Below are 16,002 nucleotides of genomic sequence, written 5' to 3'. Positions count from 1 at the left end.
GTTTTTTTTTTAAATCCACACCCCCCGGGCGTGCCGCCCGCCCCAAAACAATGGCCAACACGTCCCCTGCCCGGGGGCCGCCGCCGCCCCGGGGGGGGGCGGGGGGGCGCGCCCCCCGGCCCACCACAGCACCGACGAGACACCCGAATCCGCCCGTCGACAGCACCGTCCGCACCACGTTCCACCGCACCCACGGCCCCTCGAACTGGGCACGCAGCGCGGCGAAATCCGCCGTGCCCGCGTCGAGGGCGTTGTTCATCGGCACGTTGACCGCGCCGGTCACCACCACCGCCGCCACCAGAAGCGCGGCGCCTGCGATGAGCCACGGCAACCCGCCTCGCGCGCCGCTCGTGAAGTGCAGGACCACCGCCGCGACCGCGAGCAGCGGCGCGCCCAGGAACGACAGCATGAACCAGCCGTTGAGGATGGCGACGTTGATCCGGCGCATCGCGGTCACGAACGTGTGGTCGTCCGCGTGGGCGAGACCTGGCATCACCGACACCGTGTACGCGTAGAACAACCCCGCGAGCAGCCCTGCCGCGACCACCGCCGCCACGAGAACCGCCTTGGAAACGATCACCATCGTTTTGCCTTCCGTCTTGTGCCCCAACGCACCTCAGTCAACCCGCATACCGCGAGACGATCCATCGCTTATCCGCTCGGAACCATGCGCGACCGTCTCACCAGGAGGCCCCCATGCAGCACACTCTCCCCAGCGGCGTCGCTCTCGGCGCCGAGCACTTCGGCGACCCGGCCGCGCCCCTGGTCCTGCTCGCCGGCGGCACCACGATGCTGTCCTGGCCCGACGCGCTGTGCGAAGCACTCGCCCGCGGCGGACGGCACGTCGTGCGCTACGACCTCCGCGACGCAGGCGTCTCGACCACTCTCGATCCGGACGCCCCGGCCTACACGCTGCGCGACCTCGCCGTCGACGCCGCCGCCCTCGCCCGGGAACTCGACGACCGGCCCGCCCACCTGGCCGGGATCGGGGTCAGCGGAATGGTCGCCCAAGTCGCCGCGCTGGACCACCCCGGCGCGTTCTCCGCCCTGACCCTGTACGGAACCCGCCCCGTCGCGCCCGGCCCCGTCGACCCCGACCTGCCCGAGCACGACGCGACAGCCATGCACGAACTGTTCGCCCTGCCGATGCCCGGCTGGTCGGACCGCGCCGCCGTGGCCGAACGCGCCGCTGCCACCGCCGCGATCCTCGGCAACGACCCAGGCACGGCCCGAACCGTCGCCGCCCGCGTCTTCGACCGCGCGGCCAGCACCGAACCGGTCGTTCAGATGGCCAACCAGATGGGCCTGGTGTTTTCCAAACTCGACTGCGCGCCGCGGTGGCGCGAACGCCTGCCGGAACTCGCGCTCCCCGCCCTCGTGCTGCACGGCCGCCGGGACGTGTTCTTCCCGGTCGGCAACGGCGAAGCCCTCGCCCGCGAGATCCCCGGCGCGCGGCTGGTCGTCCTGGAAGACGCCGCGAGCGCGATCCCGGACGCCGCCGTCGAGGAGATCGCCGCGGCGATGCTGGCCGTCTGAACGGAAAGCACTGTCCAGTGTGGACGTTGCGTCGGGAGGCGCCCGCCCGGTACGCGGCGCATCCGGCAGTGTTGCCTGGCACGACACCTCCGGACCGCCAGGTTTTCCCGCGCCGCAGCGCTAGTCTCGGCAGGTGGACCCGCTCACCGCGTTGCTCGAAGGACCCCGCGCGCACGGCGCGTTCCTGCTCCGGTCCGTTCTGCGCCCGCCGTGGTCGCTGCGGATCGAGGACGAAGCGCCGCTGACCGTGCTCGCCGTGGTCCGCGGCGACGCCTGGCTGGTGCCCGACGACGCCGAGGCCGTCCGCCTGGACGTCGGCGACGTGGCCGTCGTCCGCGGACCCGAGCCGTACCTCGTCGCCGACGATCCGGCGACGCCGCCGCAAGCGGTGATCCGGCCGGGGCAGGAGTGCGTCACGCCCGACGGCGGCCATCTCACCGACCTGACCGAATTCGGCGTCCGCACCTGGGGCGCCGGCGCGGACGGTCCGACGGTGCTGCTCACCGGCACCTACCCGGCCGTCGGCGAGGTGTCGCGCCGATTGCTCGCCGCGGTGCCGAACGTCGTCACCGCCCGCGCCGGAACCGCCCCGAACCCCCTCGTCGCGATGCTCGCCGAGGAAATCGAGCGCGACGTCCCCGGACAGGAAGCCGTCCTCGACCGGCTGCTGGACCTCCTGCTCGTGCGCGTGCTGCGGGAATGGCTCGACCGCCCGGGCGCGCCCGCCTGGTACCGGGCGCACGGCGACCCGGTGGCCGGCCACGCCCTGCGCCTGCTGCAGGACCGGCCCGAGCACCCGTGGACCGTCGCCGGCCTGGCGGGCGCGACCGGTGTTTCCCGCGCCGCGCTCGCCCGCCGGTTCGCCGACGCCGTCGGAGAGCCGCCGATGACCTACCTCGCCACCTGGCGGCTCGCTCTCGCCGCCGATCTCCTGCGCCAGCAACCGGACGCGACGCTCACCGCGATCGCCCGGCAGGTCGGCTACCGCAGCCCCTTCGCGCTGAGCGCCGCGTTCAAGCGGGAGTACGGGCGCAGCCCGCAGCACTACCGGCTGCGCGAACCGGCCTGAGCACCCGGCGTGAGGAAGGGGCTCACGACGGAGCCGGGCAGGTCAGTCCTCCTCCCCGAACATCCGCGCGAACAGCCGCCGCACCTTCTCGCCCGCGCCGTCGGACAGGAACAGCTCCAGGTTGTCCGCGGACATCTGCGCCGCCGGCTGGGCGCGGTCGAACATCGCCTCCTCGAACTTCCGCACCTCCCCGCCTTCGACGAGGTTCAGGGCGAGTTCCGCGCCGTCGCGCATCGCGAGGTTCGCGCCCTGCCCGGCGAACGGCGACATGAGATGCGCCGCGTCGCCGAGCAGCGTCACCCCGGGCGTGCTGTCCCAGCGCAATCCGATCGGCAACGCGGTCAGCGGGTACACCAGCATCGGCCCGGACGTCGCGTCCAGCAACGCCAGGAACTCCGCCGGCCACCCGGCGTACAGCTCCTTCAACGCGACGCGAGCGCGATCCGGGTCGTCGAACGGGATCCCCGACGTCTCCGGCCAGTCCTCGCCGCACCGCAACGCCATGTGCACCCGGATGGTGCCGTCTCCGTTGCGCTGCGCGGAAAGGACCTGCTGATCGCCCAGCGAGGAGAAGCTGCCGCGCCCGACGAGCGCCGACGCCGCCGGGTGCGCCCGGTCCGCGTCGCGGATGACCATCTCGATCCCGTGCACGCCGCAGTACGCCGGTTCCGCGTCGGTGAGCAGCGGGCGGATTTTCGACCGGCCGCCGTCCGCGCCGATCAGGAAATCGCATTCCAGGGTTTCTCCGCCGGACAGATGGACGCGGTGCCGTCCGTCGCCGAGCGGTTCCGCGCGAGCGACCGCGCGTCCCCAATGGACGGTGTCTTCCGGAAGGGCGTCGAGCAGCAGTTTCCGCAGCGCCGGCCGGTCCGCTTCGGGACGGCCCCAGCGTTCTTCGCCCTCGTCCGGGGTGACTTCCTGCCGCAGCAGAGTCCCCGCGGAGTCGTAGAGGACCATGTCCTGGCCCTCGGGGCGCGCGATCGCGCGGTAGCCGTCCTCCAGGCCGGCCTCGCGCAGCGCCCACTGGCCTCCGGTCACCGTCAGGTCCAGCGTGCCGCCCTGCACCCGGGCATCCGGTCCGGCGTCGCGCTCGCAGACCACGGCGTCGATGCCGTGCGCCTTCAGCACCCGCGCGCAGGTGAGGCCGCCGAGCCCGCCCCCGGCAATGACGATTCGCATGATGACATCCCCTCGATACACTGTATTGACAAAATACACTGTATCGAACGCACCCCGGTACTGTCACCTGAAAAAGGAGCGAGCATGAACGAAGTGGTGTGGGAACGGCCCGAACCGCCGGCGCGCGCGGCGCCGACGCCGCTGAGCCGCGCCCGCATCGTCGAGACCGCCTGCGCGCTCGCCGACGAAGGCGGGCTGGAAGCGGTGTCGCTGCGCAAGGTCGCGGCCGCGCTGGGCGCGGGGCCGATGCGGCTGTACGGCTACCTCGACACCAAAGAAGAACTGCTCGACCTGATGACCGACGCCGTCTACGGCGAAATTCCGCTGCCGGACCCGGACACCGAAGGACTGGCAGCGCTGCGCGCGCTCGCCCACGGCTGCCGCGCGGCCGTCCAGCGGCACGAATGGTTCGCGGACCTGATCGGCGGCCGGCCCGGGCTCGGCCCGAACGCGCTCGCGTACCTGGAAGCGTCGCTCGCCGCCGCGGCCGGTCCCGGCCCGATCGAGGACGCCATGATCACGGTGTTCACCGTGCACTCCTACGTGACCGGAGCCGTGCGCAGCGAAATCCGCGAGCGCCGGCTCGTCAACGACACCGGCCTCGACGAGGAAGGCTGGCACCGCGCCGCCGCGCCGTACCTGAAGCGGATGTTCGACACCGGCCGCTACCCCACCCTTCTCCGCACCGCCCGCGATGCCGTCCACCCCGACGGCGACGCCGTCTTCGCCGCCGGCCTCGAACGGGTGCTCTCCGGGCTCTCCCTCGGCTAGTTACCGCTTAAGCGGGAAGATAGCCGCATGGACACCGCCGCACTGGGCCCGACGACCCGCGTCATGCACGCGATGGAACGGCTCTGGGCCGAGATCCGCCGGCGGCACGCGGACGTCCCCGAAGCGATCCTCGTGCTGGCCTCCGGAACGATGGGCACCGCCACCGAGATCCACGGCCATTTCGCGCGGTCGCGCTGGCACGTCGGCGAAGGCGTCGAACCGCGCGCCGAGTTCTTCCTCGGCGCGGAAGGCCTGCGGCGCGGCGCGGCCGAGATCCTCTCCACCACGCTGCACGAAGCCGCGCACGGACTCGCCGCCACCCGCGACATCGTCGACGTCAGCGACGGCCGCTACCACAACAAACGCTTCGCCGCGCTCGCCGCCGAACTCGGCCTGCGCGCCGAACAGGCGGACCGGATCGGCTGGTCAGCGACCACCGCGCTCCCCGCGACTCTCGAGGCGTACCAAGAAGAACTCGCCCATCTCGAAGCCGCGCTGACCGTGTGGCGGCACACCGAGCAGGAGGTCGCGCGGCGCGCCGTCGCCGCCCCGCCGGACGACCCGGAAACGCCGGACGAGGCGGCTGAACCGCTCCTGCCGCCGGTGGTGATCGCCCCGGTCGACGGCCGCGGCGCGCACCGCGGCGGACCGAACTACGTCGCGGCGATCTGCCGGTGCGAACCGCCGCGCCGGATCCGCGCGGCCCGGTCGATCCTGGAGCTGGGGCCGATCACCTGCACGCTCTGCACCGAACCGTTCATCGAGGCTTGACCGCTGCCGCGGCAGGACCGGATGCGGCGACGCGGCGGAGAGTTGCCGAGCGAACTTGGTCCAGGACAACGCGGCCGCCACGCTGGGGCACAGCTCGTCGGACTCGCCTACAGGGAATGGTCTGAGCCGCGAGGGCTCGGCTGCTCGAAGCCGTCAGCCGAGCCAGCCGCGATGCAACGCCGGGGCCAGCTCGTGCGCGGCGGAATCCCGGATGGCGTTCTCGTCGTGGAGATACCCCTCCGTGGTCGACAGCGCGGAGTGCCCGAGATCGCGCTGCACCTGGCGCGGCGGGACCCCTCGCTCGATCGCGTGCGTCGCGTAGGAGTGGCGCGCCGAATGCGGGTGGATGGTGTCGCACAACGGCTCCAGGTGCGTCGCGACGAACCTGGCCTCGGCGGTTTCGAGGACTTCCCGCAGCCGCGCCGTCTTGGGCGGCTGGCAGAACGTCGCGCACAGCCTGCGCAGCAACGCCGTCACGTGCGAAACGTGCACCCGCGCGCCGGTGCTGGTGACGAACAGCGGCTCGGCCCGCTTCGCGCCGACCTGTCCGCGCAGCGCCGGGACCTGCGGCGAGACCCGGTCCGCCAGGTAGGCGTCGAGCGCGTCCGCCACCGGTGCGGCCAGCGCGACCTCGCGGTCCTTGGATCCCTTGCCGTGCACGCGAAGCACGCCGAAGCCGCCCGCGGTCGGACGCCGGTAGTCGCTCAGATCGACGCCGACGAGTTCTTCCGCGCGCACCCCGGTGCCGATCAGGATCTCGACCATCGCCCGGTCCCGCAGGCCGTTGCGGCTGTGCTCGACCAGCAGCCACGCCGCGAGCAGCAACGCCCGGCAGGCGTCGAACGACCAGCGCGCGGTCTGCGACGGGACGCCGGACGGCCGGTTGAGATGCTGGGCGCGCCGGTCCACCAGCGCCGCGGGATTGTGGCCGGCCAGACCTTCCCGCAGCAGGTACTTCCGGTAGAACGCCGACACCGCCGACAGCATCCGGCCGCGCGTCGCGTCCCGGTAGCCGGCCCGCGCCAGTTCGTCCAGCCACTGCTCGACGTGCTCCACCCGGACGTCGGCGAACGACGTGAACCCGTTGCGCAGGCACCAGGGCAGCCACGCCAGCGCGTCCGGATCGGTCCGCCTCGCCCGGCCGCGGCGGCGTCCCGGGTCCGGCGGCTGGTAGCCGGGCACCCAGTCGAGCGGGATGCCGAGATCGGTCGCGTACGCGACGCGGGTGTTGAGCGACGCGTACACGCGCAGGAATTCCCCGAACCGCTCCCGCGCGTCCTTGCCCGCTCCCCCGGCGTCGGTCAGCGCGAGGGTCATGCGCGCCCGCCCGGGTACAGCGCCGCGACGCCGGCGAGCACGAGGTCGATTCCCGCGAGGAATTGCTCGCGGTCGTCGTGCTCGCGCATCTGGCTCACCATCGCCCGGGTGGTCTCGTACTCCTCGGGGTCCAGCCGCTCCCACTCTTCCGCCGTGGCGGCGAGGAACGCGGCGCGGTCCGCGTCCGGTTCGGCGACCTGGCTGTTCGCCGCGTTCTGCCCGGCCGCGCCCAGGACGTAGTGCATCAGCACCGACGTCGCGGTGAACCAGTGCTCCTCGGGCACGCCCAGCGCGCGGACCCGGCGGCCGAGGCTTTCGAGGATCCGCGGCGTCACCGGCCCGCCGGGCCTGCGGGACAACTGCAGCAGAAGCTGCGCGGCGAGCCAGGGATGCGCGTCGATCGCGGAGAACAGCCCGAGCGCGACCGCGTGCACCTCCTCCCGCGGCGACCCGGCCGGCTCCGCCGTCAGCGCGTCCGCCACCACCGCGTCCGTCGCGGCGGCCAGCAGCTCGCCCTTGTTTGCGACGTGCCAGTAGATCGCCCCGGGCCCGGTGGAGAGCCGTTCGGTGAGCACCCGGAAGGTCAGGCCGCTCTCGCCCGCCGCGTCCAGCAGCTCCACCGCCGCCTCGACGATGCGTTCGCGAGAGAGCGCCTCCGTGCGCCGCTGTGCCCGGCGCGTCCCCGTAGCCATGCGTCCATCTTGACACATCTGGAGCGCCGTTCCAATATGGAATGGCGTACCAGAACTCTTTCGAGAAGGAGCCTTTGTCATGAACACACCCGTCACGATCGTCGGCGCCGGGCTCGGCGGACTCACCCTCGCCCGCGTCCTGCACGTCCGCGGAATCCCGGCCGCGGTCTACGAAGCCGAACCGTCCCCGTCCTCCCGGGCCCAAGGCGGCCTGCTCGACATCCACGACTACAACGGCCAGCTCGCCGTCGAAGCCGCCGGGCTCACCGCCGGATTCCGCACCCTGATCCTGGAAGGGAGACAAGAGATCCGGCTGCTGAGCCGCGACGGGACAGTGCTGTTCAAACAACCCGACGACGGCACCGGCGGCCGTCCCGAAGTCCACCGAGGCGAGCTGCGGCAGCTGCTGATCGACTCGCTGCCGGAGGGCACTGTCCACTGGGGACACAAGGTCAGTGGCGTGCGGGCCGTCGCCGGCGGCTACGAAGTCGCCTTCGCCGACGGGAGCACGGTCACCACGAACCTGCTGGTCGGCGCCGACGGTGCCTGGTCGAAGGTCCGGCCGCTGCTGTCCCCGGCGACGCCGGAGTACACCGGCGCGGCAGCCGTCGAGACCTTCCTGCACGACTCGGATCACCGGTTCCCCGCCGCCGCCGAAGCTGTCGGAGGCGGAATGCTGCTGGCGCCCGCGCCCGGCCAGGGCATCACCGCGCACCGCGAGCGGAACGGAACCCTGCACGCCTACATCGGGCTGACCCGGCCGCTGGAATGGTTCGACGGCATCGATTTCGCCGACACGGCCGCAGCGACCGCCCGGATCGCCGCGGAGTTCGAGGGCTGGTCGACGGCGCTGACCACGCTGATCACCGGAAGCGACACCGCGCCGGTCTTCCGGCCGCACTACGGCTTGCCGATCGAGCACCGCTGGGAACGCGTGCCGGGCGTGACGCTGGTCGGCGACGCCGCGCACCTCGCCCCGCCGAACGGGGAAGGCGCGAACCTGGCCATGCTCGACGGCGCCGAACTCGGGATCGCCCTCGCCGCGCATCCCGGCGACGTCGAGGCCGCGCTCGCCGAGTACGAGCAGGCGATGTTCCCGCGCGCCGCGGAAACCGCCGCCGACGGCGCGCACCTGCAAGAGCAGATGTTCGGTCCCGACGCACCGCACGGACTGCTCGCCGAGTTCGTCGCCGGGACGTAGGAATCCCTGGGGTGCGGGCTCGTGCCACACCCCAGGGACCGCCGGTCAGGCCACCGTCTCCCGCAACGACGCGGACAGCGAGCGGGCCTCGTGCTCGGTCATCCGCCCGGTCTCGTACGGCACGCCGTTGACCCACCGCTGCGTCAGCCGGGCGATCCGCTCGCCGTACCGCTGGGCGGTGATCCGGTCGCCGAGCGATCCGGCGTCCTCCGGGCCGAGGTCGGCGTGGCTCTGGCTCATCAGCCCCAGCCAGGAGCCGAGCCGGTTGAGGTCGTCGCGGGTGCCGCCGCTCCAGTTGTTGCCCGGCATGTCTCCCACGCCGATCCACTGCATGCCCAGCTGTGCCGCGAAAACCGACAGCTGCTGCAGCACCGTCAGCTTGTCGCCGCTCTGCGACGCGGACATGGTGAACCCGCCGGCCAGCTTGTCCTTCCACGCCTGCGTCGTGAACGGGGTGAACGCGGCCTCCATGAACGCTTTGAACACCGCCGACACGCTGCCCATCAGCGTCGGACAGCCGAGGACGATCGCGTCGGAACGGTCGAGCAGCGCCATCGCGTCCGCGTCGTGCCAGCGGCCCGCGACGACGTCCTCGGGCCGGAGGTCGACGAGGTGCACCCGCACGCCCGGCACCTCCCGCGCTCCTTCGGCGAGATGTTCGGCCAGGAGGCGGGTGTGCCCGTGCACCGAATGGCAGACCACGGTCACGGTCGCTTCGGGGACGCGGTCAACGGCATTGGCAGTCATGCGAAAACTTCTTCCGGTCGTGGGGAAATCCCCTGCTTGCACCCCATCTCATCCCGATCGCCGGACACCATCAACGCCGTTCTCCGGCACCCAGCGATCGGTGAAACCGATCGATCCGGCTAGTCTTGCCGGGTGGACAGGATCGAGCTGGAAGCGTTCGTCACGGTCGCGGAGGAACTGCACTTCGGCCGTGCGGCCGAGCGCTTGCACCGCGGACAGCCGACGGTCAGCGACGCCGTCCGCCGCCTGGAGAACACCTTGGGCGGCAAGCTGTTCCACCGCACCAGCCGCCGCGTCTCGCTGACCGACCTCGGCGAAGCCCTCCTGCCCGACGCGCACGCCACCCTCGCCCAGCTCCGCCGCTTCCAGCAACGCGGCCGCTCCCTCGCCGGCGGCGACCGGACGCGCACCACGCTCGTCGTCGCCCACGCCGAGTACACCGCGCACCAGGTGCTGTTGCGCTGCTTGCCGCAACTGCGCGAGCGGTTCCCGGACGTCGCGATCGTGCCGGAGCCGATGCCGACCACCGCTCAGCTGGCCGCCCTGCGCGCGGAAACCGTCGGGCTCGGCATCGGATGGGCGACCGGCGGGATCGACGGCGTGCGTGCGAGAGTGCTGTCCGCCGAACGGTTCGTCGCACTGGTGCCCGCGGCGCATCCCCTTGCCGGGCAAGCGGAACTGAGCGCGGCCGAGCTGTCCTCGACCGCGTTGCTGACCTGGCCGCACCAGATCAACAGCGGGCTCTGCGACCGGCTGCTGTCCGCCTTTCAGATCAGCGGGGCGGACCTGCGGATCATCCGGACCGCCGACAGCGTCCAGGCGATCGCCGCCCACGTCGCCGCCGGGACCGGAATCGGGATCACCGTCGAATCAGCCCTCGACCACCAGCCGCCGGGACTGCGGATCGTCCCGCTGACCGGGCCGTCGACGACCGCCGACCAGGTCGTCCTGCTGCCCGAGCACCCGTCGGAGGTCGCGCTCGCGCTGCGCGACCTGCTGCTGCGGGCAGCCGGTTAGGGACACGCCCCGGACAGGATCCGGCAGTGCAGCTCCACCAGCCGCGCGCCGGGATCGACGCCCAGCTCGGTCCGGAGCCGACGGCTCAGCCCGGCATACCGGCGAAGCGCGTCCGCCTGGCGGCCGTGCCGGCACAGCACCGTCATCAGCTGCGCGGCGATCCGTTCGTCCAGCGGATGTTCTGCGGCGTAGTGGTTCAACGGGCCGAGCAGTTCCGAGGACCTGCCTTCCCTCAGGCGGATGTCGAACAGATCCAGCTCCGCGCCGAGCCGTTCGCCGGCGAACCGGGCGCGGAGCTCGACCAGCCACGCGGCGTCGACATCGACGAACGGAACGCCCCGGCACAACGACAACGCCGTTTCGTAGGCCTGTTTCGCCCGCCGCCGATCGCTGCCGGACTGCCTCGCCCGCGACACCAGGCCGCGAAACCGGCACAGGTCGACGTCGTCCTCGTCGACGATCAGCACGTATCCGCGGTGCCCGCGCGTCAACACCAGCCGGTCACTGCCCTGGAACACCGCGCGGAGCCGGGAAACGTAGCTGTAGAGCGCGTTGTGCACGCGCGGCGGCGGAGAGCCGTTCCAGACCCGGCTGATCAGCTCGCCGGTCGAGATCTGGACGTTCGGCTGGATCAGCAGCGCCGCCAGCAGCCGGCGCTGACGCGGCGGGCCCAGAGCGAGAATCCGCCCGCCGAGCCGTATTTCGACCTCTCCGAGAACCCTGACCTCGGTGCCGTGCACGGAACCTCCCTGGGTTGCTTCCGGGATACCAGCCCCGCCGCCGCGGTTTCAAGGTCGCTGCAAGGTTTCGACAAGGCGCCCCGGCCACGATGGGCGACGGCCCGGGCAGCGCCGCTCCTCGCCGAGAACGCGCCCTCCGGCTTTCGCCCGCCGCTGGCGCGCCAGCACGGTTTTTCCGCTGCTGCGAACAGGAATCGGGAGGTGAAAGCCCATGCTGTACGTCCACTGACCCGGCAAGCCGCACCGCGGGCGCGTCGTGACCGGGCCGGCCGCGACGCGCCCGCCCCCACCCGACCGCGGCGTGCTCGCCGGGGAAACCGGAGGACGTTTTGGCACCGCACGACAACCCGCCCGACGACCCGTACTACGAGCCGCTCGACCCGCGCGTGCTCGCCGATCCGCACCCGTACTACCGCAGGCTGCGCGAGGCGCATCCGGTGTACTGGCACGGAATGCTGGGCTCCTGGGTCGTCACCGAGCACGCCGCCGGACGCCAGGTGCTCGCCGATCCCGCCTGCTACGCCTCGGATTTCCGCCGCGCCGGGATCGAAGTGCCCGCCGCGTCGGTGAGCCTGCAGCGGCTCGACCCGCCGGAGCACACCGGGATCCGCCGGCTGCTGATCTCGGCGCTGCACCAAGTGCCGCAACGCGCCATGGCCGAACACCTCCGCGCGACGATGACCTCCCGGCTGCGCGCGCTGGCCGGCGACCGCCCGGCCGACCTGGTGTGGGGTTTCGCCCGCCCGGTCGCGCTCGACACGATCAGCCGCTACCTCGGCGTGCAACCGCCGGACGGCGAGGAGTTCGAGTGTTACTCCAACGCCATCGTGCGCAGCATGAACGCCGGTCTCGACCCGTCGCGCGCGGAACCCGGGAACCGCGCTCGGGCCGAACTGAGCGAACTCGTAGCCGGCTGGCTGGCCGACGAGAACGAGACCGGTTTCGTCGCCGCTGCCAGCCGCGCGCGGCGCCTGCGTCCAGACATCTCCGCGGACCTGCTGGCGAACTCGCTCCGGGCGGTCCTGCACGCGGGCTACGAGTCCTCAAGCCGCCTTCTCGGGGCCGCTTTGCTTCGGCTGGCGCGCCGGCCGGGCCTGCTGGATCTGGCGTCCGGCCCGGACGGAGCGGACGACCTCGCCGACGAACTGGCGCGCCTCGACGGCTCCGTCCAGGCCGACGGCCGGATGTGCGTCGCAGACGGCGAACTGGGCGGCCAGCGCATCCGGCGTGGCGACGTGGTGATCGTGCTGCTGGCCGCCGCGAACCGCGATCCCGCCGTTTTTCCCTCCCCGGACAAGGTGAATCCGCGGCCCCGGCGCGGCCTGCACCTCGGATTCGGCCGCGGCGCGCATTCCTGCCTCGGCGCCGCGCTGGTCACCCTGCAGCTGCGCACGCTCTTCGACTGCTTGCGGGACAACGGGATCACGCTCACCCTGGCCGGATGCCCGGTCTGGGAGGACACCGCGACGTTGCGCGGGCTGACTTCGCTGCCGGTCCAGGTCTCGGTTCGGCGGAAAACCCCGCTCTATTGGCGGTAGATTGCCGGGAGGGGCTGGTTTTCGATCCGGGGGGGGCGTCTGTGCTGGACGTGCGGCTGTTCGACGTGGACCAGGCGAGCGACGCGGACTGGGACGAGCTGCACGAGCTGCAGTTTTCCGCCTATCAGCTGGATTCACCGGAGCGTCCGCCGATGACGCGCGAGGAGACGATCTCCGGGTTGCGCGCGCCGCAGGTCCAGTCGGGCGAGCAGCTGGTGTGGACCGCGCACCGCGACGGCCGGCTGGTCGCCAGGGCGATCGTGGTCCTGCCTGCCGACGGGGGCGAGCATCTCGCCGTCGTGCGGATCCACGTGCACCCGGAGGTGCGGCGGCAGGGCATCGGGACGGAGCTGCTGCACGCGTTGGAACCGATGCTGCGGGAGCGCGGCCGGACTCGGATCGAGGGGTGGAACCTCACGCTCGGCGGTCCCGGCGAGAGCTGGGCTCTGGGGCTCGGTTTCCGGATCGTGCACTCCGCCGTCCTGCAGATCCTGGAGCTGAGCGAAGCCGACCGCGGGCGGTGGGAGGTCGCTGTGCCTTCGGGGTACCGGCTGGCGCGGTGGGCCGGTGCGGCTCCGGACGACCTTGTCGAGACGTACGCGAAGGCCCGTAGCGCCATCTCCGACGCGCCGCTCGGCGGCTCCGGGCTGGCCGCGCAGGAATGGTCTGTGGACCGGGTCCGCCGAGTCGAAGCCTCCTGCCGCGAGCGGGAGATCGAGCACCGGGCAGTCGTCGCGGTCGATCCCGGCGGCGAGGTCGCGGGCCTGACGGTGATGGAGGCGCGGCCGCTGCTGCCGGAGAGGCTGCAACAGGGCGACACCGCGGTGCTCGCCGCGCATCGCGGGCACGGACTGGGCTTGGCGATGAAGTCGGCGATGCTGCGGTGGTTCACCGCGGACCGCCCGGAGGCGAAGCAGGTCTGGACCGCCACCGGGGCGGGCAATACGCACATGATCGAGGTGAACCACCGGCTGGGGTTCGCGACGGTGCGGACGGGCAGCGTCGTGAACCGGGAGCTGTGAACGGCCGGGGTTCGCCGTCAAGAGGGAAACCCCGGCGAGCGAGGACAAAATCCAGGGTGATCTCCCTGACGCAGCACGACTGCGTCCGCTAGCCGTACCCCTTTCGGTCAGCTGTGCGGAAACCTCGAACTCGCCTTCACCGACTTTCGGGCCTACAAGCCGGCGCGCCGGGACACCTACCGTGATGTGGTCTAGACCTCTCATGAGAGGAACCCTGCGATGAAGTTTTCCCGCTCCGCCGTCAAAGTCGGGATGCTGACCGCCGTGCTCGGCACGGTCTCGGTGTTCACCGCCGTCCCCGCCCTCGCGCACGGCTCGATGGGCAACCCGATCAGCCGGATCATGCAATGCTTCCAGGAGGGTCCGGAGAATCCGCAGTCCGCCGCGTGCAAGGCCGCGGTCGCGGCGGGCGACAGCTGGCCGATCTACGACTGGGACGAGGTCAACATCGGCGACGCCAGCGGCCGCAGCCGCGAGATCATCCCGGACGGCAAGCTGTGCAGCGCCGGCCGGGACAAGTACAAAGGGCTCGACCTGCCCCGCGACGACTGGCCGGCGACCACCATGCCGGGCAGCGGCCCGTACACCTTCCAGTACCAGCTGACCGCCGCGCACGAGGGCACCTTCGAGCTGTACGTCACCAAGCCGGGCTACGACCCGACGAAACCCCTCAAGTGGTCCGATCTGGAAGACACGCCGTTCTACAAGCAGGACAACCCGCCGATCGCCGGGAACGCCTACCAGCTCCAGGCGAACCTGCCCGGCGGGCGCACCGGCAGGCACCTGATCTACTCGATCTGGCAGCGCCACTGGCCCGACTCCGGCGAGGCCTTCTACTCCTGTTCGGACGTGATCTTCAACTGATCACCTCGGCAAGGATCCTGATGAAGTTCTGCGAAAGCGACGAGTACAAGCCTGCCTGATGCCACGTCCAGGGCGCGACCTCCCCCGCGCCCTGGACGTGCCGCACACCGTGCAGGTGATCGGATTCCCGACCCGATCGGCGCCGTCGATCGAGAGCCGAGTTTTGACGAGCGCTGAGCTATGGCGTCCCCAGATGTTCGCGGTGGCTGGCGATGCTTCCATCCCGCCTCATGGCGCGTCCGCCCGGTCGCCGGGCGGTAGCCCACCGCCATCCAGCTTCTGGCGGCTCTCGGAGACACCTGCGGCGACACTATATGAATAATCTCAGTTATCCATATAGTCAATGCTTCCCAGCCCTCTCCATATGTTCAGGTTTCATTACCGATACCTAGTGTTTGAGTATCAAAACTAGAACTGTAGAGTAGGCCCCACCTGCAGAAAGGGGCATCGATGGAGACGAATCGGCCGCCGGTCCGGCGCGGGAGCCGGGAGGAACGTCGGGAGGCGACCGTGCGGGCGCTGGCCGCCGGGGACGAGGCGGGGTGCGCCTACTGCGGCGAGCCGCTGCCGCCGATCCCCCGTCAGGGCGGACGGCCGACGCCGTACTGCCCGGCCGATCCGGAGCGGTACGGCAGATGGGGCGCGAAGGTCGTCACGTGCGCGATGCTCGACGAGCAGCGCGAGATCTGGGTGACCGTCTACGGCCCCGACCAGCCGATGACCCAGCTCGACACCCAGGCGCTCGACGAGCAGCTCGGTTCGGCGCTGTCGGCGTTGGACCCGCTGCACGCGGAGCTGTCCGCGCTGCGCACGCACGTCACCGACCAGACCGCGGCCGCGCTCAAAGCGCGCGAAGAGGCCGAGGCCGCTCGTGACGAGGCGCTGGAGCAGGCCCGGGTGGCGAATGCGGAGCGCGCGCACGCGATAGCCGCTGCGGAGGAGGCGCGCGAGGCGGAGGCGGAGGCCAAGAACCAGTCCGAAGTGGACCGGGCTGAGCGCGAGACCGCGCTGTCAGCCGCCGCTGCGGCAAGGAAAGCGCAGGAAGCCGCGCTGGCCGTCCGGGATGAGGCCGAGAACAACCGTCAACGGGCGCTCGAGCAGGCCGCGGCTGCACACGACCGGGTCACGGCGTTGCAGCGCGAGATCTCTGCGTTGCGAGCGACGGCCGTCGAGGATCTGGAACAGGCGCGCCGCGCCGCAGCGGAAGCGCAGCAGGAGCTTCGGGCGTCGCTGACCGCGGAGCACGAAAACCGGTTGCGGGACCAGGAACGGCGGTTGCGCGAGCAGGCGGCGGAGGCGGACGAACGGGTGCGGGGCGTGCAACTGGCGGCCGATCAGCGGGTCACCGAGTCCGCGGCGCAGTTGAGCCAGGCGACCAAGGCGTACGCCGAAACGCTAGCCCCTCTGCACGCTGAACTGGGGGAACTGCGCGCTCGGGTGAGTGCGCAGCAGGCGGAGCTGGACGAGCTGCATCGGCTTCGCGAAGCCGATGCAGCCGAAGGAGCCGAGAAAACCGAGAAGGCGGAACAGGCCGGAGA

At 71.6% G+C, this 16,002-nt stretch carries 15 protein-coding genes and 1 pseudogene; 10 read left to right on the top strand and 6 right to left on the bottom strand.

What is annotated here, in order from left to right:
* Positions 1-115 precede the first annotated feature (115 nt).
* Positions 116-583: pseudogene (locus ACWGIC_RS39685) on the bottom strand (anthrone oxygenase family protein); the annotation flags it as partial.
* 113 nt (positions 584-696) lie between these two features.
* On the opposite strand from ACWGIC_RS39685, the gene ACWGIC_RS39680 reads away from it, so the two are divergent.
* Together ACWGIC_RS39680 and ACWGIC_RS39675 are read left to right on the top strand one after the other, a co-directional pair.
* Positions 697-1,536 carry an alpha/beta fold hydrolase gene (locus ACWGIC_RS39680; RefSeq protein WP_452081098.1) on the top strand — a complete coding sequence of 280 codons (840 nt, stop codon included), beginning with the start codon at positions 697-699 and terminating at the stop codon, positions 1,534-1,536.
* A gap of 133 nt (positions 1,537-1,669) precedes the next feature.
* Entirely contained in the window at positions 1,670-2,605 is a 936-nt protein-coding gene (locus ACWGIC_RS39675; RefSeq protein WP_452081097.1) for an AraC family transcriptional regulator, read from the top strand.
* A gap of 42 nt (positions 2,606-2,647) precedes the next feature.
* Here ACWGIC_RS39675 and ACWGIC_RS39670 read toward each other — a convergent pair whose 3' ends face one another.
* Positions 2,648-3,784, bottom strand: coding sequence for an FAD-dependent oxidoreductase (locus tag ACWGIC_RS39670; RefSeq protein ID WP_452081096.1), 1,137 nt, complete (start codon positions 3,782-3,784; stop codon positions 2,648-2,650).
* An 84-nt stretch (positions 3,785-3,868) separates the two neighbouring features.
* Here ACWGIC_RS39670 and ACWGIC_RS39665 point away from each other — a divergent pair, with 84 nt between their 5' ends.
* Both ACWGIC_RS39665 and ACWGIC_RS39660 read left to right on the top strand, forming a co-directional pair.
* Positions 3,869-4,555: a TetR/AcrR family transcriptional regulator gene (locus tag ACWGIC_RS39665; RefSeq protein WP_452081095.1), complete on the top strand. Its 687-nt coding sequence runs from the start codon at positions 3,869-3,871 to the stop codon at positions 4,553-4,555.
* Between the two features lie 27 nt (positions 4,556-4,582).
* Positions 4,583-5,326 carry a hypothetical protein gene (locus ACWGIC_RS39660; protein ID WP_452081094.1) on the top strand — a complete coding sequence of 248 codons (744 nt, stop codon included), beginning with the start codon at positions 4,583-4,585 and terminating at the stop codon, positions 5,324-5,326.
* A gap of 153 nt (positions 5,327-5,479) precedes the next feature.
* On the opposite strand, the gene ACWGIC_RS39655 is transcribed toward ACWGIC_RS39660, so the two are convergent.
* Both ACWGIC_RS39655 and ACWGIC_RS39650 read right to left on the bottom strand, forming a co-directional pair.
* Positions 5,480-6,643, bottom strand: coding sequence for a tyrosine-type recombinase/integrase (locus ACWGIC_RS39655; protein ID WP_452081093.1), 1,164 nt, complete (start codon positions 6,641-6,643; stop codon positions 5,480-5,482).
* Positions 6,640-7,335 carry a TetR/AcrR family transcriptional regulator gene (locus ACWGIC_RS39650; protein ID WP_452081092.1) on the bottom strand — a complete coding sequence of 232 codons (696 nt, stop codon included), beginning with the start codon at positions 7,333-7,335 and terminating at the stop codon, positions 6,640-6,642. Before ACWGIC_RS39650 ends, ACWGIC_RS39655 begins: the two co-directional genes overlap by 4 nt.
* 79 nt (positions 7,336-7,414) lie before the next feature.
* Here ACWGIC_RS39650 and ACWGIC_RS39645 point away from each other — a divergent pair, with 79 nt between their 5' ends.
* On the top strand, positions 7,415-8,536 hold the full coding sequence (locus ACWGIC_RS39645) for an FAD-dependent oxidoreductase (RefSeq protein ID WP_452081091.1): 1,122 nt from the start codon (positions 7,415-7,417) through the stop codon (positions 8,534-8,536).
* Between the two features lie 45 nt (positions 8,537-8,581).
* Here ACWGIC_RS39645 and ACWGIC_RS39640 read toward each other — a convergent pair whose 3' ends face one another.
* Positions 8,582-9,283 carry a flavodoxin family protein gene (locus ACWGIC_RS39640; protein ID WP_452081090.1) on the bottom strand — a complete coding sequence of 234 codons (702 nt, stop codon included), beginning with the start codon at positions 9,281-9,283 and terminating at the stop codon, positions 8,582-8,584.
* Between the two features lie 132 nt (positions 9,284-9,415).
* Here ACWGIC_RS39640 and ACWGIC_RS39635 point away from each other — a divergent pair, with 132 nt between their 5' ends.
* On the top strand, positions 9,416-10,300 hold the full coding sequence (locus ACWGIC_RS39635; RefSeq protein WP_452081089.1) for a LysR family transcriptional regulator: 885 nt from the start codon (positions 9,416-9,418) through the stop codon (positions 10,298-10,300).
* On the opposite strand, the gene ACWGIC_RS39630 is transcribed toward ACWGIC_RS39635, so the two are convergent.
* A complete protein-coding gene (locus tag ACWGIC_RS39630) occupies positions 10,297-11,040 on the bottom strand; it encodes an AfsR/SARP family transcriptional regulator (protein ID WP_452081088.1) in 744 nt (247 codons plus the stop codon). The two genes, ACWGIC_RS39635 and ACWGIC_RS39630, sit on opposite strands and share 4 nt — an antisense overlap.
* A 329-nt stretch (positions 11,041-11,369) precedes the next feature.
* On the opposite strand from ACWGIC_RS39630, the gene ACWGIC_RS39625 reads away from it, so the two are divergent.
* The 4 genes from ACWGIC_RS39625 to ACWGIC_RS39610 all read left to right on the top strand — a co-directional run.
* Positions 11,370-12,578 carry a cytochrome P450 gene (locus ACWGIC_RS39625; RefSeq protein ID WP_452081087.1) on the top strand — a complete coding sequence of 403 codons (1,209 nt, stop codon included), beginning with the start codon at positions 11,370-11,372 and terminating at the stop codon, positions 12,576-12,578.
* Between the two features lie 41 nt (positions 12,579-12,619).
* A complete protein-coding gene (locus tag ACWGIC_RS39620) occupies positions 12,620-13,600 on the top strand; it encodes a GNAT family N-acetyltransferase (RefSeq protein WP_452081086.1) in 981 nt (326 codons plus the stop codon).
* Between the two features lie 219 nt (positions 13,601-13,819).
* Positions 13,820-14,464 carry a lytic polysaccharide monooxygenase auxiliary activity family 9 protein gene (locus ACWGIC_RS39615; RefSeq protein ID WP_452081085.1) on the top strand — a complete coding sequence of 215 codons (645 nt, stop codon included), beginning with the start codon at positions 13,820-13,822 and terminating at the stop codon, positions 14,462-14,464.
* Positions 14,465-14,914: 450 nt separating this feature from the next.
* The coding region (locus ACWGIC_RS39610) for a hypothetical protein (protein ID WP_452081084.1) at positions 14,915-16,002 on the top strand (1,088 nt) is incomplete at its 3' end.

This window comes from Amycolatopsis sp. NPDC054798 (assembly GCF_053611505.1).
Note: the sequence above shows the minus strand (reverse complement) of the source record. Positions and strands in the feature narration are given on the sequence as shown.

What these genes read in the sequence shown, in the direction of transcription:
- ACWGIC_RS39655 (WP_452081093.1), bottom strand. Translation starts at nt 6,643, where the DNA reads ATGACCCTCGCGCTGACCGACGCCGGGGGAGCGGGCAAGGACGCGCGG.
- ACWGIC_RS39665 (WP_452081095.1), top strand. Translation starts at nt 3,869, where the DNA reads ATGAACGAAGTGGTGTGGGAACGGCCCGAACCGCCGGCGCGCGCGGCG.
- ACWGIC_RS39650 (WP_452081092.1), bottom strand. Translation starts at nt 7,335, where the DNA reads ATGGCTACGGGGACGCGCCGGGCACAGCGGCGCACGGAGGCGCTCTCT.
- ACWGIC_RS39660 (WP_452081094.1), top strand. Translation starts at nt 4,583, where the DNA reads ATGGACACCGCCGCACTGGGCCCGACGACCCGCGTCATGCACGCGATG.
- ACWGIC_RS39645 (WP_452081091.1), top strand. Translation starts at nt 7,415, where the DNA reads ATGAACACACCCGTCACGATCGTCGGCGCCGGGCTCGGCGGACTCACC.
- ACWGIC_RS39670 (WP_452081096.1), bottom strand. Translation starts at nt 3,784, where the DNA reads ATGCGAATCGTCATTGCCGGGGGCGGGCTCGGCGGCCTCACCTGCGCG.
- ACWGIC_RS39680 (WP_452081098.1), top strand. Translation starts at nt 697, where the DNA reads ATGCAGCACACTCTCCCCAGCGGCGTCGCTCTCGGCGCCGAGCACTTC.
- ACWGIC_RS39640 (WP_452081090.1), bottom strand. Translation starts at nt 9,283, where the DNA reads ATGACTGCCAATGCCGTTGACCGCGTCCCCGAAGCGACCGTGACCGTG.
- ACWGIC_RS39615 (WP_452081085.1), top strand. Translation starts at nt 13,820, where the DNA reads ATGAAGTTTTCCCGCTCCGCCGTCAAAGTCGGGATGCTGACCGCCGTG.